The sequence below is a fragment of the Tistrella sp. genome (assembly GCF_002684955.1).
In the GTDB taxonomy this organism is placed as follows: Bacteria; Pseudomonadota; Alphaproteobacteria; order Tistrellales; family Tistrellaceae; genus Tistrella; species Tistrella mobilis.
This window is the reverse complement of the sequence record NZ_NYWI01000071.1, coordinates 113,911-133,458: the sequence shown is the minus strand read 5'-3', so window position 1 is coordinate 133,458 and position 19,548 is coordinate 113,911. Positions and strand designations below refer to the sequence as shown.

Below are 19,548 nucleotides of genomic sequence, written 5' to 3'. Positions count from 1 at the left end.
GTCGCCGGGAGCTGCGGGGTCAGAGCACCTCGGCCGCCACGTCGTTCAGCACCGCCTCGAAGCGGTCGGCGATCATGTCGACCTCGTCGGCCTTGATGATCAGCGGCGGGCAGAAGGCGATGGCGTCGAGCATGTTGCGCACGATCACGCCGCGCGCCTGCAGGGCGGCCGCAACCTTGCCGCCGAGCGCGCCAGGGGCCTCCAGCGCCGTCTTGGCTTCCTTGCTGGTGACGAGTTCGACCGCCGCGATCAGGCCGACACCGCGGACCTCGCCGACCAGCGGATGACCTTCGAGGGCATGGAAGCGGCCGCGCAGGCGCTCACCCATCTCGCGGGCATTGGCGACCAGATCGCGCTCTTCGATGATCTTCAGGTTCTCGAGCGCCACGGCCGAGGCGACCGGATGGCCGCCGGCCGTGAAGCCGTGGCCGAGCACGCCGATGCGGTGGCTCTCGTCGGCGATCGGCCCGTAGACCTTCTCGTTGATCATGAAGGCCGAGATGGGCAGGTAGGACGAGGACAGCTGCTTCGACATGGTCATGATGTCGGGGCGCATGTCGTAGGTCTGGCTGCCGAACATGTTGCCCGTCCGGCCGAAGCCGCAGATCACCTCGTCGGCGATCAGCAGGATGTCGTATTTCGCCAGAACCGCCTGGATCTTCTCCCAATAGGTCGCGGGCGGCACGACCACGCCGCCGGCACCCATCACCGGCTCACCGATGAAGGCCATGATGGTCTCCGGCCCCTCGGCCAGGATCATCGCCTCCAGCTCTTCGGCGCGACGGGTGGCGAAATCCTCTTCGCTCTCGCCCGGGTTCGCGTCCTTCCAGTGATGCGGCGAGCCGGTATGCAGCACGTTCGCGATCGGCAGATCGAAGGAGCGGTGATTGTTGGGCAGACCGGTCAGGCTCGCCGAGGCGATGGTGACGCCGTGATAGCCGCGGACCCGGCTGATGATCTTCTTGCGCTGCGGCTGGCCCATGGAATTCGAGCGGTACCAGAGCAGCTTCAGGATGGTGTCGTTCGCCTCGGAGCCCGAATTGGTGAAGAACACCTTGCTCATCGGCACGGGGGCGAGCGAGATCAGCTTTTCGGCCAGATCGATCACCGGGCCGTTGGACTTGTAGCTGAAGGTGTGGGCGAAGGGGAGCTTCGCCATCTGGCGCGCGGCGGCATCGGCCAGCCGCTTCTCGCTGAAGCCCAGCGCCACGCTCCACAGCCCCGCCATCGCTTCGATGTAGCGGTTGCCGTGGATGTCCTCGACGAAGACCCCGTCACCCTTCTCCAGGACCACCGAGCCGGTCTCTTCATGCCGGCGGGCATCGGTATAGGAATGGAGGTGGTAGGCGATGTCGCGGGCTTCCGGCGAGTTCGGACTGTAGGCCATGATCCGGCTCCTGGGGTGGGATCGGGGGGGAACTGTCGATGAAACGATACGCCGGTCAGCCCAGCGCCGCATCACAGGCGTTGAGGAAGACGACGGCATTGTTCGAAAGCGAGGGGCCCAGATAGCCGCCTTCCTGCACCAGCACGGTGGGCAGGCCCATCCGGGTGATCTTGGTTGCCGTCGCGGCAAAGCCCTCGGCCGTGCAGCGGACCACCGAAAGCGGGTCGTCATGGGCCATGTCGAAGCCGAGGGAGACCACCAGCGCCTCGGCCCCGTAATCCCGGATCGCGTCCAGCGCCCGATCGACCGCCGCCCCGATCTCGGCATCGCCCGATCCCGGCGCCAGGGTCAGGTTCAGATTGGCACCCGCCCCCTCGCCGCGGCCGGTCTCGTCGGGATAACCGACGTAATAGGGCACGTAATCGGTGGGATCGACATGGATCGAGGTGAAGAACACGTCGCCGCGCTCATAAAAGATGTCCTGGGTGCCGTTGCCGGCATGGGTGTCGACATCGATGATCGCCACCTTGCCGAACCGGCGCCGGAGATGATGGGCGGCCGCGGCGGCATTGTTGAAGAAGCAGAAGCCGTTGCTGGCATCCCACGAGGCATGATGGCCGGGCGGACGCGACAGGCCATAAACCATGCGCTCACCCGCCATCACCCGCTCGGCGGCATCCAGCGCCGACTGGGCCGACCAGTAGATCGCCTCCCAGGTGCCCTCGGTCACGGGGCAGGCCGTGTCGGTGGAATAGTAGCCGAGCTGGCCGATCACACCCTCGGGCCGGCGGGCATCGCGCCGGGTGGTGTGATAATTGGGCACGGCGGGGTTGGTGCTCCCGGTCGCCTCCACCCACCGCGCCCAGGCGGTGCGGAAGAAATCGACATAGCCCTGATCATGAACGGCATAGAGCGAGTCCAGGCCGTGATCCGCAGGCGTCACGATCTCGTGGCCGGCACCGGCCAGCGCGTCGCGGAGCAGGATCGCGCGCAGCGGCTGCTCGGGATGGGGGATGAAGGCACCACGGCGGAAATACTGCTCCGGCGCATGGGCGGTCTGGCGGGGGTCGAAGACGACTTTCATGAGGCACACGTCCCGAAAGAGAAGTGCAGGAGCCGGAGCGGTCAGTATCCGGCGCCGCGATCGACCGAGGTCTCGACCGGCAGTCCCCGGTCGAGACGCTCCGCCACCGCGGCGATGTGACGGGCAAGCGCACCGGCATCCGGTTCACTCGCTTCATGCGGCGTGATCAGGATGCGCGGATCGCGCCAGAAGGGGTGGTCGGCCGGCAGCGGCTCGACCTGGAAGACATCGAGCGAGGCCGCCGACAGCTGCCCGGCATCCAGCGCCGCCAGCAGATCGGCCTCGATCAGCTGTTCGCCGCGACCAAGCTGGATCAGCACGGCGCCGGCCGGCAGCTTCGCGAAGAGGTCCGCCGCCAGCAGGCCGCGGGTGTCCTCGGTCAGCGGCAGCAGGTTGATCACCATATCCGCCTGGGGCAGCAGGCGATCGAGCGCATCGGGACCGGCAAGCACGGTCACGCCATCGGGTACCAGAGCGGGATCCGGCGCCCGCCGGGCCACCGCCCGCACGTCATAGCCGAGCCCCGAGAGCACGCCGGCCGCCACCCGGCCCATATGGCCGAAGCCCAGGATCAGGATCCGCACCTCGCGTGCCGGCTGCTTGCGCAGCTTGCGCTGCCAGACGCCGTCCCGCTGCTGGGCCAGATAATCCCCCATGCCGCGGTGATGCCAGAGCACATGCCAGGCCGCGAAGCCAGCCATCATCCGCGCCTGATCGTCATCCCGCACCCTCAGCACCGGCAGCCCCTGGGGCAGGCTGGGGCAGGCCAGAATATTGTCGACCCCGGCTGCGATCGACGAGACGAAGGCAAGCTTCGGGAAGGGGATGAAGGCATCGGCCGCCGGCTTCCAGGCCAGGGCGAAATCGACCGAGGCCGGGTCCTCTGCCGCGGTCACGGCGTCGACCAGTTCGATATGCGGGGCATGGGCCCGGAAATCGGCGCCGAAGATGGCGCCGAGATCCAGGGTGGCACTCAACCAGACGCAACGGCGCGCCCGCAGCATGGTGGTCATGCGCCGGCACCTGCGGCGAAGCGCTTGAGCGGCGTGCCCGGGCCACGGCCCGGAATGGCCGCCAGCAGGTCGCGGGTGTAGTCGCTCTTCGGCGCGCCGAACACCTCGGCCACCGGACCGAGTTCAACGATGCGGCCGCGCTGCATCACGGCGATGCGGTCGCAGATCTGCGCCGCGACGCGCAGGTCATGGGTCACGAACAGCATGGACAGCCTGAGACGGGTCTTGAGTTCGGCCAAGAGGTCGAGCACCTGGGCCTGGATGGAGACGTCGAGGGCCGAGACCGCCTCGTCGGCGATGATCAGCTCAGGATCGAGCGCGAGCGCCCGGGCGATGCCGATACGCTGGCGCTGGCCGCCCGAGAATTCATGCGGGAAACGGTCGGCGGCAGAGGCATCCAGCCCCACCACTTCCAGCAGTTCCCGCGCGCGTTTGCGCGCCTCGGCGGCCGGCACACCGGCCGCGATCGGGCCTTCGGCGATGATCTGCCCCACCCGCGTGCGGGGATTGAGCGAGCCGTAGGGGTCCTGGAACACCATCTGCACCCGCCGGCGTTCGCGGCGGAGCGCCGCCCCGTTCAGGGTTGCGAGATCGACCCCGCCGATCTCGGCCGAGCCGGTCTCGGGGTCGATCAACCGCACGATGCAGCGCCCGAGGGTCGACTTGCCCGATCCGCTTTCGCCGACGATGCCCAGCGTCTCGCCACGGGCAAGATCGAAGGAGATGTCGTCCACCGCCTTGACCACCCGTGCCTTGCGGGTCAGCCCGCCCTTGCCGTGATAGGTCTTGGTCAGCCCCCGCACCTTGAGCAGGACCTCGCCCTCGACCGGCTTGCGATCAGGCACACCCATGCCCGGGATCGCATCGATCAGCCCGCGGGTATATTCATGTTCCGGCGCGCCCAGAACCTTTGCGGCCGTGCCGATCTCCACCACCTGGCCATAGCGCATCACGCAGACCCGGTCGGCGATCTCGGCCACCACGCCGAAGTCGTGGGTGATAAACATCACCCCCATGCCGTGGCGGCGCTGCAGGTCGCGGATCAGTTCCAGGATCTGGGCCTGGGTGGTGACGTCGAGCGCCGTGGTCGGCTCGTCGGCAATCAGCAGCCGGGGCTCCAGCGCCAGCGCCATGGCGATCATCACCCGCTGGCGCTGACCGCCCGACAGCTGAAAGGGATAGGCGTCGATCGCGCGTGCGGGATCCGGGATGCCGACCTCGGTCAGCAGCTCCAGGGCCCGGGTACGCCGCTCCCTGGGCTTCAGCCGGTTATGGCCCTCGAAAACCTCGGCGATCTGCTCGCCCACCCGCATCAGCGGGTTCAGTGCCGTCATCGGTTCCTGAAAGATCATCGCCACACGGGCGGCACGCAGTTCGCGGAAGCCGGCCTCGTCGAGGGCCAGCAGATCGCGTCCTTCGAACAGGATCTGCCCGCCCGCCGGTTTCACACCCGGCGGCAGCAGCCCCATCACCGCATTGGCGGCCATCGACTTGCCGGAGCCGCTTTCACCCACCACGCACAGGATCTCGCCGGCCTTCAGGTCGTAGCTGACCCCGTCGACGGCGAAGGGCCGGTCGGCCCCCTTGGGCAGGGCCAGCTTCAGATCGCGGATCGAAAGGAGGACATCCTCGGTCATCTGGGCCTCGGTCATCTGGGCCTCCCTCACCCGTCCTGCCGCGCAAGGCGCGGGTTGAGCGCATCGTTCAGGCCTTCGCCGACCAGGTTGAGCGCCAGCACCGTCAGCAGAATGGCGACGCCGGGGAAGAAGCTCAGCCACCAGGCCTGACGGATCACGGTCCGGGCGGCGCCGATCATATAGCCCCAGCTCATCACATTGGGATCACCCAGCCCCAGGAAGGAGAGCGAGCTTTCGAGCAGGATCGCGGTCGCCACCATCAGCGAGGCCAGCACGATGATCGGCGACAGCGTGTTGGGCAGGATCTGCTTCAGGATGATCGTGGTGTTCGACTGGCCGGCGAGCATTGCCGCCTCGACATATTCGCGGGTGCGCAGCGACAGCACCTCGCCGCGCACCAGCCGTGCCACGGGCGGCCAGCTGACCACCGCAATCGCGATCACGATCGAGGTGATGCTGGGCTGGAAGATCGCGACCAGCACGATGGCGAGCGCGAAGCTCGGCACCGTCTGGAAGAACTCGGTGAAGCGCATCAGCGCGTCGTCGACGATGCCGCCGTAATAGCCGGCCACGGCCCCGAGCGGCACGCCGATCGCCAGTGCCACCACGGTGGAGACCAGGCCGATCAGCAGCGAGACCCGCGCCCCATGGGCAAGGCCGGCTGCGACATTGCGGCCCAGCGTGTCGGTTCCGAAGGGCAGGCCCGCCACGTCGAGCGGCGGCAGGAAGGGCCGCTGCACCATCTTCCAGGGCGAGACCGGGTAGATCAGCGGCGCGATGATCGCAAGCACGATCACCGCCAGCAGGATGATCATGCCGACGACCGCACCGCGGTTCTGCGCGAAGCGCACGAGGAACTTCTTCATGCCCCCACCTCGATCCTGGGATCGGCGACCCGGTAGATCAGGTCGGTCACCAGGTTGAACAGGATCACCATCGCCGCCGAGACGAAGAAGATGCCGAGCAGCAGGTTGTAGTCACGCTGCAGCAGGGCCTCGAACATCAGCCGGCCGATGTCCGGCCAGGCGAAAACGGTCTCGGTGAGGATGGCACCGCCGACCATCTGCCCGGCCTGGAGGCCGGCCAGGGTGACGATCGGCAGAATGGCGTTACGCAGCACGTGGCGGCGCTGGATGACGGCGGGTTTCAGCCCCTTGGCACGTGCGGTTTTCACGAAATCCAGCCGCGAGACCTCCAGCATCGACGCACGGGTCATGCGGGTGTAGACCGCCATGAAGAACAGGCCCAGGGTGAAGGCTGGCAGGATCAGGTGTTCGGCGACATCGAGCACATGGCCGAAGCCGGTGGCATCGCCGCCGACAGTTTCCATGCCGAAGCCCGGCAGCCAGCCGAGTTCCACCGAAAAGAGCAGCACGGCCATCAGCGCCACCCAGTAAAGCGGTGTCGCATAAAAGATCAGGGCGGCCGTCGTGATGGCCGTGTCCGACCACTTGCCGCGGCGCATGGCCGCAACCGCTCCGGCCGCGACGCCCATGATCAGCGAGATCACGAAGGCGGTGCCGGTCAGCAGCAATGTCGCCGGCAGGCGGTCCATGATCAGATCCAGGACCGGCATCTGCTGACGATAGGAATAGCCGAAGTCGAGCGTGACCACGCCCGAGAGGTAGATCCACAGCTGCACATGCAGCGGCTGATCGAGGCCGAAGCGCTCGCGCAGCTGCTGGATGAAGATCTCGTCGGCGGCACCGGCCTCGCCGGCCATGACCGCCGCCGGATCACCCGGCGCCGCGTGGATCAGAAAGAAGTTCAGCACCAGAACCGCAAGCAGCACCAGGGCGGCCTTGACCAGCCGGCCGAACAGGAAGCGTGCAAGCGCCATCGACAGGTCTCCTCGACGGGGCGCCCGGAAGGGAATGGCAGGAACGCGACGGATGCGACGGCCGGCCCGGCGGGACCGCTCCCGGACAGAGCGGTCCCGACCGGCCGTCACATCCCGCCGGTCACTCGATCCAGGCGTCCTTGAAGCCGTCGTTCACGCCGATGCCCGTGGTGATCAGGTTCTTCACGTTGCAGCGGGTGATGGTCGGGAAGCCGAGTTCCAGCAGCCAGGCCACCGGCACGTCTTCGACCAGCTTCTTCTGGACGACCTTGTAGACGCCCTCACGCTTCTTGTCGGAGAAGGCGCTGGCCCCCTCGTGGAACAGCTTGTCGATCTCGGGCGAGACATAGCCCTCGACATTGTTCCAGGGCGAGCCCTTGGCGATGTTGGTCGAGACATAGGTCCGCGACACGCCGAGCGCCGGGTCGCCATACTGGTAGAGATAGGTGAAGGCGAGGTCGTAATCCCAGTCGGCCACCTTCTGGTTCCAGCCGGCGACGTCGGTCGCGACCAGTTCGACCTTGATGCCCACCTCTTCCAGATTCTGCTTCACCGCTTCCGCCCAGCGCTGCCAGGTCTCGCCATAGGGCAGCGGCAGCAGGCGGACGGGCGTGCCGTCATAGCCCATCTCCTTCAGCAGCGCCTTGGCCTTCTCGGGGTCGTGCGGATAGGGCGTGACGTCGTCGGAGTAGAAGCGGATCTTGGACGAGAACGGACCCGTGGCCACGTCACCCAGACCGTTCCAGAGCACGTCCTTCGCGAATTCGCGATCCATCGCGTACATGATCGCCTTGCGGAAGCGCACGTCCTTGGTGGGGCCTTCGCGGTTGTTCAGCCACAGCCATGAGAGGGGCGAGAAGAACTCCCAGCCCTCGTCGGTGACGCAGACATTGTCCATCGCGGTCAGCCGCGGCACGTCGAAATTCTCGACCGAGCCGCCCGGCAGGATGTCGACCGTGCCGTTTTCGAAGGCGACGGCGCGCGAGGCCGCATCGGGGATCACATGCCAGTAGATCTCGTCGAGATGGGGCTTGCCCTTCTCGTAATAGTTCTCGTTCTTGACCAGCAGGATATGCGAACCCTTGACCCATTCCTTGAACTTGAAGGGGCCGGTGCCGATGGGCGTGTTGTTCGCGGGATTGGTCTTGTAGTCGGTGCCTTCATAGATGTGCTTCGGCACCATCGGCATGGTGCCGACCTCGAAGATGCCGAGGAAGGGGCCGAAGGGCTCCTTCAGCTTGAAGACGACGGTGTGGTCGTCCGGCGCCGAGATGTTGTCGACATAGGCGAGCGAGGCGCGCAGGCGCGCATGGGTCTCGCGCAGGAACTTGTCGACCGAGAAGACGACGTCGGCCGAGGTGACGGGCTTGCCGTCATGCCAGGTGACACCCTGGCGGAGCTTGAAAGTGTAGATCGTGCCGTCGCCGGACACGGTCCAGCTCTCGGCGAGCTGCGGCATCGGCTTCAGCGATTTGTCGTAGCGCAGCAGGCCTTCATAGATGTTGCCGGCCACCATCTGCGTCGGGCCGTTCTGGATCATGCCCAGCATCAGTCCCGGCGGCTCGGGCTGGATCACCACATTGGCCCGTCCTCCCTCGACGGGTGCCGCGGTGGCCGCGAAGATCCACGACAGCGCTGCCACGCCGCCGAGCAGAATTCCCCTGATCATTCCTGTTCCCCCTGACGTCTCGGTTTTACGTCGGTCTTCGGACGTGGCTCATCCCGTTCTGGTGTCGTTGGTTTCGATCTGTCGTCGAACGGCCACGAAATCCGCGCCCGGCCTCCCTGCCGGGCACGAAATCCTGTTCTGGTCGGTCAGTTCTCGAAATCGGGCTGGGTCCGACGGAGGAGGCGCAGATAGGCCTCCCACTCCGGGTCGGGCCGGTTGTGGCCGTGCTTGTCGCTCCAGCCCGAATACTGGGCGGCGGTCTTGCGCGCCACCTCGTCGCTCGGGCGATGGACAGGCGCGCCCGAGGCCTGCAGGGCAAGCTGCGCCTTGCAGCTGCGCTCCAGATTGTACATCAGCTTGAACGCCTCCGCGACCGTGCTGCCACAGGTCAGCAGGCCGTGATTGCGCAGGATCATCACCTTGCGGTCGCCCAGATCGTTCACCAGCCGCTCGCGCTCGTCCAGATCCAGCGCAATGCCTTCGTATTCATGGAAGGCGATGCGGTCGTGGAACTGCAGCGACCACTGGTTCAGCGGCAGCAACCCCTCTGCCTGGCACGACACGGCGACGCCGGCGACGGTGTGGGTGTGCAGCACGCACTGCACGTCGTGACGTGCGGCATGAACGGCGCTGTGGATGGTGAAGCCCGCGGCATTGATGCCGGCGCCATACGGGTCGTCGATGATCCGGCCGTTCAGATCCACCGTCACCAGGTTCGACGCCGTCACCTCGTCGAAGCGCAGGCCGTAGGGATTGATCAGGAACCGGCCGGTCCCGTCCTCGGCATCGGCCACGCGCGCCGAGATATGGGTGAAGATGCTGTCGTCCAAGCCGAAATGGGCGACCAGCCGATAGGCCGCGGCCAGATCGACCCGGATCTTGTCGACGGGATCGGTGGTGGGGTGGAGCTGGGATGCGGTCTGCATCAGGCGGACCTCGCGCGGAGATGACGGATGCGGTGCCCCGCAACGGCGGGCGCGGAAAGAGTCGTCGATAGACTGGGGCGGTCGACGGACGGGGCAGTCGACGAAGCCGGGCGGTCGACGGGTGGGGGCTGCAAACGCGGCGCGGGGGCGGCGGAATGTCGCGTTGCAAATTGTCGACAATCGACATTCGACCATGTTTCGGGCATAGTCGCAAGGGAGAGGTGACATATGACCGCAACCGGACCGACACGCCCCCCGCATAGTGCCGCAGGTACCCAGGCCACGCCGCAGCTTGCGGCGCTGGCGCAGGACGACCTGGTCAACCGCATCGCCCAGGTCTTGACCGAGGCGATCATGAAGGGGGGGTTTGCCCCCGGCGCCCGGTTGACCGAGGCGACCATCGCGCGCGATCTGGGGGTGAGCCGCGCCCCCGTGCGCGAGGCGGCCCGCCTGCTGGAGAACCGGGGGCTGGTGGTCGCGGTGCCGCGCCGCGGCTTTTTCGTCCGCAGCTTCGATGCGGCGGATCTCGACCAGATCTATGATCTGCGCATGTGCCTGGAACGCCATGCAGGCGGATTGCTGGCCGGCCGGTTGACGCCCGAGATGGATACCGCCCTGTCGGCCCAGGTGCAGCTGCTCCATCGTCTGGCCGAGGCAGGTGATGGCGACCGTCAGATCGAGGAGGATCTGAAGTTCCACCGCATGATCTGCGTCTTCGCCGGCAATCGCCGCCTGCTCAAGGTCTTCGACGAGCTGACCGCCGAGACCCGCTATGGCATTGCCATGATCGGCCGGCTTTACGACGACCCGCACGAAATCGCCCGCACCCACGAGCCTTTGCTCGACGCGCTCCGGTCAGGCGACGCGACGAGTTTCGCGGAGGCGAGCGACTATCATATCGGCACGGCCCGGCAGAGGGTCGTCGCGATGTTCGGTCCCGGTTGAGACCGGCGGCTCAACGCCGCTTCTGCAGGGCCCGGCCGGCCGGCCGGTCACCGACCAGCTGCCAGAGGGCGCGGGTGACATGGTCGAGGTCGTCGCCGTTCAGTCGGCGCGACATGTCGGCGTGATATTGACGATCGATATCGGTCAGCCGCTGGACCTGGGATCGGCCGCGGTCGGTGAGGGTGAGAGTGATCATCCGGCGGTCGGTGTCGGAACGGTCCCGGCGCACCAGGCCGTGTTCGACCAGACCATTGACCAGCCGGCTGGGGCTGCCGGTCTCGCAGACCAGCAACTCGCCCAGATCGACCAGCGACAGGGGCTCACGCTGGGCCAAAACCGTCAGCACCTCCGCCTGGGAGGGCGTAAGGCCGAGCGGCCGCAGCCGGTCGGCGAGCTGACGGTAGGCTTCGCGCTGTGCCGCCAGGATCAGATAGCGAAGCTCTTCGACGGGCTGCATCCTGCCTCCCTCTGGTTCGAGGACGAATTCGAGGATGGGTACGTCATTCGGACGGGATGCCGCGGCCGATCATGATCTTGTCGGGAGATCCCTGATCGGAAACCGCATCCCCATGACCTAGACATAGGTCCTGCGTCACCGATTACCAAGCCGCCGAATGCGGAAGTGTCGGTCAGACCACGAAAAAACGCCCATGCCCCTCAAAAAGGACACGGGCGTTCCGGGAACCTGGGACGTGCGCGGGCAGAGGGTTCTAGTGGATGCCCAGATGGACCATCGCCCCCAGCACCGCCCCCTTGATGCGGGGCAGGAACAGGAAGGTCAGGATCAGGCTGAGCGGAATCCAGAGCAGGACATGCACCCAGAGATCGGGCATCCAGTCCTTTTCAACCCACAGCATCAGCGGCACCACGATGTGGCCGACCAGGAAGATGGTGAAATAGGGCGGCGCGTCGTCGGCGCGGTAGCTGCCCAGCGCTTCGCCGCAGTGATCGCAGTGATCGCGCACCTTCAGATAGCCGTCGAAAGCCGGCGCCTCGCCGCAACGGGGGCAGCGGCGGGCGAAGCCGCGGCGAAGCGCGCGCCAGAAGCCCGGCGACGCCGGCTCGGCGGCTGCCTCTTCTGTCATTGTATTGGTCCAGACCATTTCTTCCTGGCCCGACATGTTCTGGCCCGGCATGGGCTCTTCTCCTCGGGGCTGGGGCGCATCGCTGATGGGAACGGGACTGCGGAAGGGATCCCGGAAACTGGCGGGACGGATGCGCAATCCTCAATATGGGCGCACGCTTCGTCGCGTGACACGCGACACGACGTCGCGGCCTCCACATCACCCCATCCAGTAATGGGCGGCACCGAACAGGGCATCGACACGATCGCCGGCATCGCTCACCGGCAGCAGGATGCGTTCATAGGTCACGTAGTCCTTGTTGATGGCAAAACCAGAGCGGCGGGCGAAATTCGGCCGCCCGGTGCGGACCACGCCGTGATAATCCTCCTCGATCCGCGACCACTGATCGCCATGGACGTCGCGCAGCAGCCGCCCGCGATGATCGCCGCCATGGGCTTCTGAGATCCGCGTCCCGACCAGACGGAAGCGGTAGTCCCAGCTGCCATCCTCCGCCCGGACGACGTCATAGATGAACAGGTTCGGCAGCAGCCGGCGCAGATCGAGCGGATCGATCTGGCGCCGCAGGGGCATGCCGGTGTCGCCGCAGAGCCCACGCCAATAGGCGTAGGCCGAGCGAAGGATGTCGGTTTCGAACTGACGCGCGAAATCGTCCATATTGCGGATGCCTGCCTGGCGGTCGCACGGCCGGTCATGGCCTTCTGCAACGATAGCAGCCCCCGCCCTGCCCGTCCGGAGGATTTTCCCGAATCGCAAAGAAAAAGCCACCCCTCGCGGAATTTCCGAAGGGGTGGCTTTGGTGCAGCGCAATATTGCTACGGCAATGCAGGATCACCGCAGGCCCATGCCGATGAACAGGACGCCGATCAGTAGGACTTGGCGAAGATGGCCTCCACGGTCGCAGGCGCGCCGGTCAGCACACAGGCCTTGCCCGCCACATCGCCCTGGTCATAGGGCAGGCAGCGGATGGTGACACCCAGATCGTCGAGCTTCGCCTCGCTTTCCCGCGTGCCGCACCAGGGGGCCCGCACGAAGCCGAGGCCGCCGGTGAAGTCGCTGCCCTCCTTCGAGAAGAAGGCGCGGAAGGCCTCGTAATCGGTGATGTCGGTGCGGATCCGGGTCTCGCGGAAGGCGGCCGCCTCGTCATAGAGCCGCTTCTGGATCGCAGCCAGCCGGTCCGAAATGCCCGAGACCAGTTCGTCCTGCGGCAGGATCGCCTTCTTCTGGTCGAGGGCGGTACGCTCGGTGACCGCGACCGAGCCCGAGGCGACGTCGCGGGGGCCCACTTCCAGGATCACCGGCACGCCGCGCTTGATCCACGACCAGCGCTTTTCGCCGGCATTCATGTCGCGACGGTCGACCTCGACCCGCACCGGGAGGTCCAGATAGCGTTCGCCCGACAGCCGCTTCGCCAGCGCCTCGACCGCCGGCATCACCTGGGCTTCGCTCGCCTCGTCGCGGATGATCGGCAGGATCACGATCTGCGCCGGCGCCACGGCCGGGGGCAGCCGCAGGCCGTCATCGTCGGAATGGGTCATGATCAGCGCGCCGATCAGCCGGGTCGAGACGCCCCACGAGGTGGTGTAAACGAATTCGAGCCCGCCATCCTTGGTCTGGAACTGGATATTGGCGGCCTTGGAGAAGTTCTGGCCCAGGAAATGCGAGGTGCCAGCCTGCAGCGCCTTGCCGTCCTGCATCATCGCCTCGATGCAATGGGTTTCCACCGCGCCGGGGAAGCGCTCGCTCTCGGGCTTTTCACCCGGGATCACCGGCACCGCCAGCCAGTCCTCGACCACCTCGCGATAGACTTCGAGCATGGTCGCGGTCTCGTCCATCGCCTCCTCGCGGGTGGCATGGGCGGTATGCCCTTCCTGCCAGAGGAATTCGCTGGTGCGCAGAAAGACCCGGGGCCGCATCTCCCAGCGGACCACATTGGCCCACTGGTTGATCTTCAGCGGCAGGTCGCGATAGCTGCGGATCCAGCGGGCAAAGGCCTCGCCGATCACGGTCTCCGAGGTCGGGCGGACGACCAGCGGCACTTCCAGCTGTCCATCGGGGACCAGCTTGCCGTCCTTCTGGACCAGGCGGTGATGGGTGACGACCGCCATCTCCTTGGCGAAGCCCTCGACATGGGCCGCCTCTTTCTCGATCAGGTCGAGCGGGATGAAGATCGGGAAATAGCAGTTCTGATGGCCGGTCTCGCGGATGCGCTGATCGAAGCGCTTCTGGATCTGCTCCCAGACGCCATAGCCCCAGGGGCGGATGACCATGCAGCCACGCACGCCCGAGGGCTCGGCCATCTCGGCTTCCTTGACCACTTCCTGGAACCAGGCCGGAAAATCCTCGGCACGGCTGATACGGATGGCGGTCTTCCGCTGGGCGCTGGACATCGGACGGAGGTCCCTGTGTGTTGGACGACGGCTGTTGAACGGCGGGGACCGCGCCACAAAGCGCATGGTCCCATACTCGCCGGCATCATCCACGTTTCAGGGCCGAGAACAAGAGCTTCCAGGCTCAGAAGCTGCCGTGCGAGGCAAGCGCCACGCCCACCGCAAGCGGCAGCAGCGGCAGGACCGCCGTGAACCCATAACCGCGGATCATGCGCCGCTTCAGTCCCGAGCCACCACCACCGACGACAATCGCTGCAATGGCGACCGGCAGCCAGCCGGCAAGACCAAGCGTCACCGCTGCCTCGGCGCCGTCGAGCACGGCCGTGACGGCGACGGCCGCCAGCACGACAACCGCGAGTGCCGCGATGGTGGCGGGCAGGCCGGATCGTGCCGCAGCCAGGCCAGCAGCGATACGGCCAGCACGGGCCGTGGCGGGTTTTCGCGGATCGGAGGCGATGCGGGGATCACGATCGGCGGACATGGGCGGGACACTCCATCTACTGGAATGAATCTAAGTTTCACTCTTATATACAGGAGCACGCCCCGGACTTGTAGAGGCGAATGCGGATGGACACGATAGGCAGTCCCGATCGTCACGGAGCCAGCCCACCCCCATGACCCTGACCGAACTCAGATATCTGGTCGCCATCGCCGATCACGGCCATTTCGGTCGGGCTGCCGCGGCCGCAGGCGTCGCCCAGCCCACCCTGAGCGCCCAGCTGCGCAAGCTTGAGGACTATCTGGGCGTGGAACTGGTCGAGCGCAGCCGCAAGGGCGTGCGGCTGACGGCGGCCGGCGAGCGCATCGTGACCCATGCCCGCCGGGCGCTTGCGGAACAGCAGGCGATCCTGCGGCTGACCCGGCATCGGGCGAAGCCGCTGGAGGGACCCTACCGGCTGGGGGCGATCCCCACCCTCGGCCCCTATCTGCTGCCGAGCCTGCTGCCGGCACTGAAGCAGGCACATCCCGAGCTCGACCTGGTGGTGATCGAGGATCTGACCGACAATCTGCTGGGGCTGCTCGACGACGGCCGGCTGGATGCCGCCCTGGTCGCCCTGCCGGTCGAACTGCGCGGCCGGCAGGCGGCGCCGCTGTTCGACGAAGGCTTCTTCGCCGTCGAGCCCGCAGACACCGACCGCCCCCTGCCCGACGAGGCGCCCGCAATCAGCGAAGCCGAGCTGGCCGTGGCCCGGCTGCTGGTCCTTTCCGACGGTCACTGCCTGCGCGACCAGGTATTGGCCGCCTGTGCCCGCCCCAGCCCCGGCGGTGACGACTTCCGCGCAGCCAGTCTGGAGACCCTGCGCGAGCTGGTTGCCGCCGGCTTCGGCACCACCCTGGTGCCCGCCCTCGCCGCCCATGCCTGGCAGCGGGGCGGGGAGCGGCGGATGATCTTCCGCCCGGTCGAGGGTGAGGCCGGCCATCGCCGGATCGGCCTTGTCTGGCGGCGCGGAACAGGTGATGCCGATGCAACCGCCCTGGCGCGTGTCTGTCGTCAGGCGGCTCCGCCCGGGACACAGGTGGTGGCGCCGTGACTGAACGGCCTTGATCCCTGCCGGCGGAACACCGATGGTCTGGACGAGGTCTTCTTCAGACAATCAGCGGAGGGCAGGTCCCATGCATAGTCGCCCGACCGATGAATGGCAGCCGGCCCACGGCTTCGGACAGACCGTGCGACGCCCGGTCGAGCGCCGGGTTCATGCCGTCATTGCATTGACCATCGTCACCATGATTGCCGAAGTGGTGGCCGGCTGGCTGACCGGCTCCATGGCCCTGCTGGCCGATGGGCTGCATATGGGCACCCATGCCTTTGCACTCGGCCTTGCCGCGCTCGCTTACATCCTCACCCGCGCCCGCGCCCTGGACCGGCGCTACAGCTTCGGCAGCGGCAAGATCGGGGAACTTGCAGGCTTTGCCAGTGCATTACTGCTTGGCGTCTCCGCCCTGGTCATCGCCGGCGAAGCGGTGGCGCGGCTGTTCGATCCACGACCGATCGCCTATGGCGACGCGATCATGGTCGCGGTGATCGGGCTGATCGTGAACCTCGCCTCCGCAGCGCTGCTCGGGCTTGATCATCATCATGGCCACGATGACGGACATGATCATCATCACGATCATCATCACGGGCACGGGCACGGGCACGGCCTCGACACCAATGCCCGGGCCGCACTTCTGCATGTGCTGGCCGATGCCCTCACCAGTCTTGCCGCCATTGCAGCCGTCGGTCTCGCCTGGATGACGGGCTGGCTCTGGGCCGACCCGCTCGCGGCATTGCTGGCCGCAGCGGTGATCCTGAAATGGTCGGTGGATCTGGGACGGCAATCGGCCGGTGTGCTGCTCGATCGGCAGGCCCCCGAAGCGATGCGGCGCGAGATCACGGCCGCTCTCGAATCGGATGGAGATTCCAGGGTGGTCGACCTGCATCTCTGGTCGGTCGGCCACCAGGCCTGGACGCTGGTCGCGGCGGTCGTCACGCATGGGGATGCCGGCCCCGACGACTATCGGGCACGACTGCCCGGGCGCCCCGACCTGCATCATCCGATCATCGAGGTCAATCGCTGTCTGGGCGACGGTCCGGAACATGGATAGATAGTCAATAACTATCACATAGATTTCTACAATCGATTTCCACTATAGGCGTGCAGACCTCAGGATCACAGGCGAGGGCAGATGGCGACAAGCCGATGCCGGATGCATGTGAGGAGGCAGACCCCATGAGCACGCCTAAGAACGACGCGGCCCAAAATACCCGGGCTGATCAGACCACCCGACCGACCCTGACCACCGCCGCCGGTGCGCCGGTTGCCAGCAACCAGTACAGCCGCACCGCCGGCCGCCGCGGCCCGGTCACGCTCGACGACGTCCACCTGATCGAGAAGCTGGCGCATTTCAACCGCGAGCGTATCCCCGAGCGCGTGGTGCATGCCAAGGGCTCCGGTGCCTTCGGCAGGCTGACCATCACCAACGACGTCACCCGCTACAGCAAGGCGAAGATCTTCGCAGAGGTGGGCAAAGAGACCCCGCTGCTGATCCGGTTCTCGACCGTGGCCGGCGAGCGCGGCGCCGCCGATGCCGAGCGCGATGTGCGCGGCTTCGCGGTCAAGTTCTATACCGACGAGGGCAACTGGGATCTGGTCGGCAACAACACGCCGATCTTCTTCATCCGCGACCCGCTGAAATTCCCCGATTTCATCCACACCCAGAAGCGCGACCCGCGGACCAATCTGCGCAACCCCACCGCCATGTGGGATTTCTGGTCGCGCAGCCCGGAGAGCCTGCACCAGGTGACGATCCTGTTCTCGGATCGCGGCCTGCCGGCCACCTATCGTCACCAGCACGGCTTCGGCAGCCACACCTTCGGTCTGGTCAATGCCGCCGGTGAGCGGGTGTGGGTGAAGTTCCACCTGAAATCCATGCAGGGCATCCGCAACATCACCGATGCGGTCGCGGCCGACATCATCGGCCGCGACCGCGAGAGCCATCAGGCGGATCTCTACGAGGCGATCGAGCGCGGCGACTATCCGCGCTGGCGGATGATGATCCAGGTGATGACCGAGGCCGAAGCACGGCAGACGCCCTATGACCCCTTCGACCTGACCAAGGTCTGGCCGCATGCGGATTTCCCGCTGATCGAGGTCGGCGTCGTCGAGTTGAACCGGAACCCTGAGAACTATTTCGCCGAGATCGAGCAGTCGATCTTCAGCCCCGGCAATCTCGTGCCCGGCATCACCGCCTCGCCCGATCGCATGCTCCAGGCCCGGCTCTTCGCCTATGGCGATGCGCATCGGTATCGGGTGGGGGTGAATGCCGACCAGCTGCCGGTGAACCGGCCGGTCGTCCAGGCGCATCCCGCCCATCGCGACGGCGCCATGCGCTTCGACGACAATGGTGGCCGGCAGCCCAATTACGAGCCGAACGGCTTCGGCGGGCCGGTCGAGGATCCGGCGGCCGGCGAACCGCCCCTGCCGCTCGACGGCCCGGCCGACCGCTACAGCCATCGCGAGGGCAATGACGATTACACCCAGGCCGGCGATCTGTTCCGGCTGATGAGCGAGGCCGAACAAGACCGCCTGATGACCGCGATCGCCGGTGCCATGGCCCCGGTGCCTGAAGACATCCAGCGCCGCCAGATCGGCCATTTCGCCAAGGCCGATCCCGCCTATGGCGCCGGGGTCGCCGCACGGCTGGGTCTGAGCCTCAGTGACGCAGCCGAATGACCTCTGCCTGACCTGCCTTCCCGCCCCCCGATTGCGCCCCGGGGGGGGTGGTGGCGGCGGTTTCCTCCGTGTGCCCGCCCGGATGTCCGCCGCCGCCCGCAGGGATCGTCTGCCTCCCGGTCCCTGCGGGAGATCGTCGCACGGCCGGTTGTTGCCGCGACCGGCCGTGCGGCCTACTCTCCACCCATGACGACGGAGCCGGACCCGATGTTGCGCGACACGGCCGACGAGCGCGGGCCAGAGGCGGCCGCGCCCGATGGGGAAGCCGCGCCGCCGCATCCCCGCGCCCGGCTGCTGCGCATCGCCGGCTGGATCTGCGTCGGGCTGGGGGCGATCGGCGCGGTCTTGCCGCTGATGCCGACCACGATCTTCCTGATCCTGGCCGTCGCCTGCTTCATGCGCGCTGATCCGGAACTCGCCCGCCGGCTGCTGGAACATCCCCGCTACGGCCCCTCGATCCGCGCCTGGCGCGAGCGGGGGATCGTGTCGCGCAAGGCGAAGATCGCGGCCGTGGTCGCGATGACGGCCGGACTGACCCTTTCCTGGGCGCTCGGCGCACCGACCATGGTGCTGGCCGGAACCGCGGCCATCCTTATCCCCGTCGCCACCTGGCTGGTGCTGCGCCCGGAAGACTAGGCCTGCACCTCCGGAACCGGCCCGGGACGCACACCGCCTGCCGCCGCCAGCAGCCGGCGGCCCTCGGCCGTGAGATAGGGCTCGAAGATGCCCATCAGCTGCCAGGCGCCCCAGTCGAGATGCCGGCGGGTGATGTCGCCGACGCCATGGCGCATGCGCAGATAGTCGATCCAATAGGTCGCGACGATCCAGGCGTTGACCATCATCCGCTCCAGTTCGTCGTCATCGGCCACGATCAACCCGTTTGCCGCCATCGACCGCAGCGCCCGGCGCAGATCCGCCTGGCCCTCATCGGCCAGCCTTTCCAGTTCGGCCTGCAGGCCCGGGGCCAGCCTGCGGACGACCATGGCATCCCGGTAGAAGAACCGCCATTCCCACATCAGGCCGAACCAGCCACGGAAATACCGCGCGGCCCGGGTCTCTGCCTCCCCCTCCGCCAGATCAGCCGCCGCCACCTCGCGCAGTTCGGCCGCGAAAGCCGCGAACAGGGTCTCGAGGATCTGCTCCTTGCGCTTGAAGTGGTAATAGAGGTTGCCCTCGTTGATGCCGACCGCCGCCGCGATCTCGGCGGTGGTGATGTCGGCAGTCCCCCGCCGGTTGAACAGCTCCCGACAGGTCTCCAGGATCCGCTGTCGCGTTCCCGACCTGCGCCCTGCCGTCGTCGCCATCCGGATCCTCCTGCGGCACGTGTTGACTTATCTAAGGTAAACACCTTAGGCTGACCT

General features: G+C 66.8%; 19 protein-coding genes. 5 read left to right on the top strand and 14 right to left on the bottom strand.

Annotated elements, in window-relative coordinates:
- Positions 1–19: 19 nt before the first annotated feature.
- The 8 genes from CMO28_RS22165 to CMO28_RS22130 form a co-directional block, all read right to left on the bottom strand.
- A complete protein-coding gene (locus tag CMO28_RS22165) occupies positions 20–1,387 on the bottom strand; it encodes an aspartate aminotransferase family protein (protein ID WP_296717156.1) in 1,368 nt (455 codons plus the stop codon).
- 55 nt (positions 1,388–1,442) lie between these two features.
- On the bottom strand, positions 1,443–2,471 hold the full coding sequence (locus CMO28_RS22160; protein ID WP_062761695.1) for a histone deacetylase family protein: 1,029 nt from the start codon (positions 2,469–2,471) through the stop codon (positions 1,443–1,445).
- A 41-nt stretch (positions 2,472–2,512) separates the two neighbouring features.
- Positions 2,513–3,484, bottom strand: a complete 972-nt coding sequence (locus tag CMO28_RS22155; RefSeq protein ID WP_296717152.1) for a 2-hydroxyacid dehydrogenase — start codon at positions 3,482–3,484, stop codon at positions 2,513–2,515.
- On the bottom strand, positions 3,481–5,136 hold the full coding sequence (locus CMO28_RS22150; protein ID WP_296717149.1) for an ABC transporter ATP-binding protein: 1,656 nt from the start codon (positions 5,134–5,136) through the stop codon (positions 3,481–3,483). The genes CMO28_RS22155 and CMO28_RS22150 overlap by 4 nt, the downstream gene beginning before the upstream one ends.
- Before the next feature lie 11 nt (positions 5,137–5,147).
- Positions 5,148–5,987 (bottom strand): ABC transporter permease, encoded by an 840-nt coding sequence (locus tag CMO28_RS22145; RefSeq protein ID WP_014743791.1) that lies wholly within the window; start codon positions 5,985–5,987, stop codon positions 5,148–5,150.
- Positions 5,984–6,961 (bottom strand): ABC transporter permease, encoded by a 978-nt coding sequence (locus tag CMO28_RS22140; protein WP_296717144.1) that lies wholly within the window; start codon positions 6,959–6,961, stop codon positions 5,984–5,986. The genes CMO28_RS22145 and CMO28_RS22140 overlap by 4 nt, the downstream gene beginning before the upstream one ends.
- A gap of 121 nt (positions 6,962–7,082) precedes the next feature.
- Positions 7,083–8,630: an ABC transporter substrate-binding protein gene (locus tag CMO28_RS22135; protein WP_296717141.1), complete on the bottom strand. Its 1,548-nt coding sequence runs from the start codon at positions 8,628–8,630 to the stop codon at positions 7,083–7,085.
- A gap of 146 nt (positions 8,631–8,776) precedes the next feature.
- On the bottom strand, positions 8,777–9,556 hold the full coding sequence (locus CMO28_RS22130; protein ID WP_296717138.1) for a class II aldolase/adducin family protein: 780 nt from the start codon (positions 9,554–9,556) through the stop codon (positions 8,777–8,779).
- 228 nt (positions 9,557–9,784) lie between these two features.
- Between CMO28_RS22130 and CMO28_RS22125 the strand changes: the two genes are divergently transcribed.
- Positions 9,785–10,501 carry a GntR family transcriptional regulator gene (locus CMO28_RS22125; protein ID WP_082828230.1) on the top strand — a complete coding sequence of 239 codons (717 nt, stop codon included), beginning with the start codon at positions 9,785–9,787 and terminating at the stop codon, positions 10,499–10,501.
- A gap of 10 nt (positions 10,502–10,511) precedes the next feature.
- On the opposite strand, the gene CMO28_RS22120 is transcribed toward CMO28_RS22125, so the two are convergent.
- The 5 genes from CMO28_RS22120 to CMO28_RS22100 all read right to left on the bottom strand — a co-directional run bounded on the left by CMO28_RS22120 (position 10,512) and on the right by CMO28_RS22100 (position 14,454).
- Positions 10,512–10,958, bottom strand: coding sequence for a MarR family winged helix-turn-helix transcriptional regulator (locus tag CMO28_RS22120; RefSeq protein WP_062761698.1), 447 nt, complete (start codon positions 10,956–10,958; stop codon positions 10,512–10,514).
- A 253-nt stretch (positions 10,959–11,211) separates the two neighbouring features.
- Complete coding sequence (locus CMO28_RS22115; RefSeq protein ID WP_296717132.1) at positions 11,212–11,637, bottom strand: DUF983 domain-containing protein; 426 nt, start codon at positions 11,635–11,637, stop codon at positions 11,212–11,214.
- A gap of 147 nt (positions 11,638–11,784) precedes the next feature.
- Entirely contained in the window at positions 11,785–12,240 is a 456-nt protein-coding gene (locus tag CMO28_RS22110) for a PAS domain-containing protein (RefSeq protein ID WP_296717130.1), read from the bottom strand.
- Between the two features lie 209 nt (positions 12,241–12,449).
- Positions 12,450–13,973, bottom strand: a complete 1,524-nt coding sequence (gene proS / locus CMO28_RS22105) for a proline--tRNA ligase (protein WP_296717128.1) — start codon at positions 13,971–13,973, stop codon at positions 12,450–12,452.
- A 124-nt stretch (positions 13,974–14,097) separates the two neighbouring features.
- Positions 14,098–14,454, bottom strand: a complete 357-nt coding sequence (locus CMO28_RS22100) for a hypothetical protein (protein ID WP_296717125.1) — start codon at positions 14,452–14,454, stop codon at positions 14,098–14,100.
- Between the two features lie 133 nt (positions 14,455–14,587).
- On the opposite strand from CMO28_RS22100, the gene CMO28_RS22095 reads away from it, so the two are divergent.
- From CMO28_RS22095 to CMO28_RS22080, 4 genes are all read left to right on the top strand, one after another.
- Complete coding sequence (locus tag CMO28_RS22095) at positions 14,588–15,505, top strand: LysR substrate-binding domain-containing protein (RefSeq protein WP_296717123.1); 918 nt, start codon at positions 14,588–14,590, stop codon at positions 15,503–15,505.
- Between the two features lie 82 nt (positions 15,506–15,587).
- Positions 15,588–16,559, top strand: a complete 972-nt coding sequence (gene dmeF / locus CMO28_RS22090) for a CDF family Co(II)/Ni(II) efflux transporter DmeF (protein WP_296717121.1) — start codon at positions 15,588–15,590, stop codon at positions 16,557–16,559.
- Positions 16,560–16,684: 125 nt separating this feature from the next.
- Entirely contained in the window at positions 16,685–18,187 is a 1,503-nt protein-coding gene (locus CMO28_RS22085; protein ID WP_296717118.1) for a catalase, read from the top strand.
- A gap of 207 nt (positions 18,188–18,394) precedes the next feature.
- Positions 18,395–18,823, top strand: coding sequence for a YbaN family protein (locus CMO28_RS22080; RefSeq protein ID WP_296717112.1), 429 nt, complete (start codon positions 18,395–18,397; stop codon positions 18,821–18,823).
- Here the strand turns inward: CMO28_RS22080 and CMO28_RS22075 are convergent.
- Positions 18,820–19,491, bottom strand: coding sequence for a TetR/AcrR family transcriptional regulator (locus tag CMO28_RS22075; protein WP_296717109.1), 672 nt, complete (start codon positions 19,489–19,491; stop codon positions 18,820–18,822). The two genes, CMO28_RS22080 and CMO28_RS22075, sit on opposite strands and share 4 nt — an antisense overlap.
- Between the last annotated feature and the right edge of the window lie 57 nt (positions 19,492–19,548).

Excerpts from the sequence above, each read along its gene's own strand:
- CMO28_RS22160 (WP_062761695.1), bottom strand. The coding sequence starts at position 2,471 with ATGAAAGTCGTCTTCGACCCCCGCCAGACCGCCCATGCGCCGGAGCAG.
- CMO28_RS22080 (WP_296717112.1), top strand. The coding sequence starts at position 18,395 with ATGTTGCGCGACACGGCCGACGAGCGCGGGCCAGAGGCGGCCGCGCCC.
- CMO28_RS22095 (WP_296717123.1), top strand. The coding sequence starts at position 14,588 with ATGACCCTGACCGAACTCAGATATCTGGTCGCCATCGCCGATCACGGC.
- CMO28_RS22115 (WP_296717132.1), bottom strand. The coding sequence starts at position 11,637 with ATGCCGGGCCAGAACATGTCGGGCCAGGAAGAAATGGTCTGGACCAAT.
- CMO28_RS22140 (WP_296717144.1), bottom strand. The coding sequence starts at position 6,961 with ATGGCGCTTGCACGCTTCCTGTTCGGCCGGCTGGTCAAGGCCGCCCTG.
- CMO28_RS22100 (WP_296717125.1), bottom strand. The coding sequence starts at position 14,454 with ATGTCCGCCGATCGTGATCCCCGCATCGCCTCCGATCCGCGAAAACCC.
- CMO28_RS22155 (WP_296717152.1), bottom strand. The coding sequence starts at position 3,484 with ATGACCACCATGCTGCGGGCGCGCCGTTGCGTCTGGTTGAGTGCCACC.
- CMO28_RS22085 (WP_296717118.1), top strand. The coding sequence starts at position 16,685 with ATGAGCACGCCTAAGAACGACGCGGCCCAAAATACCCGGGCTGATCAG.
- CMO28_RS22150 (WP_296717149.1), bottom strand. The coding sequence starts at position 5,136 with ATGACCGAGGCCCAGATGACCGAGGATGTCCTCCTTTCGATCCGCGAT.
- CMO28_RS22165 (WP_296717156.1), bottom strand. The coding sequence starts at position 1,387 with ATGGCCTACAGTCCGAACTCGCCGGAAGCCCGCGACATCGCCTACCAC.
- proS (WP_296717128.1), bottom strand. The coding sequence starts at position 13,973 with ATGTCCAGCGCCCAGCGGAAGACCGCCATCCGTATCAGCCGTGCCGAG.
- CMO28_RS22075 (WP_296717109.1), bottom strand. The coding sequence starts at position 19,491 with ATGGCGACGACGGCAGGGCGCAGGTCGGGAACGCGACAGCGGATCCTG.
- CMO28_RS22110 (WP_296717130.1), bottom strand. The coding sequence starts at position 12,240 with ATGGACGATTTCGCGCGTCAGTTCGAAACCGACATCCTTCGCTCGGCC.
- CMO28_RS22135 (WP_296717141.1), bottom strand. The coding sequence starts at position 8,630 with ATGATCAGGGGAATTCTGCTCGGCGGCGTGGCAGCGCTGTCGTGGATC.
- CMO28_RS22125 (WP_082828230.1), top strand. The coding sequence starts at position 9,785 with ATGACCGCAACCGGACCGACACGCCCCCCGCATAGTGCCGCAGGTACC.
- CMO28_RS22130 (WP_296717138.1), bottom strand. The coding sequence starts at position 9,556 with ATGCAGACCGCATCCCAGCTCCACCCCACCACCGATCCCGTCGACAAG.
- CMO28_RS22145 (WP_014743791.1), bottom strand. The coding sequence starts at position 5,987 with ATGAAGAAGTTCCTCGTGCGCTTCGCGCAGAACCGCGGTGCGGTCGTC.
- dmeF (WP_296717121.1), top strand. The coding sequence starts at position 15,588 with ATGCATAGTCGCCCGACCGATGAATGGCAGCCGGCCCACGGCTTCGGA.
- CMO28_RS22120 (WP_062761698.1), bottom strand. The coding sequence starts at position 10,958 with ATGCAGCCCGTCGAAGAGCTTCGCTATCTGATCCTGGCGGCACAGCGC.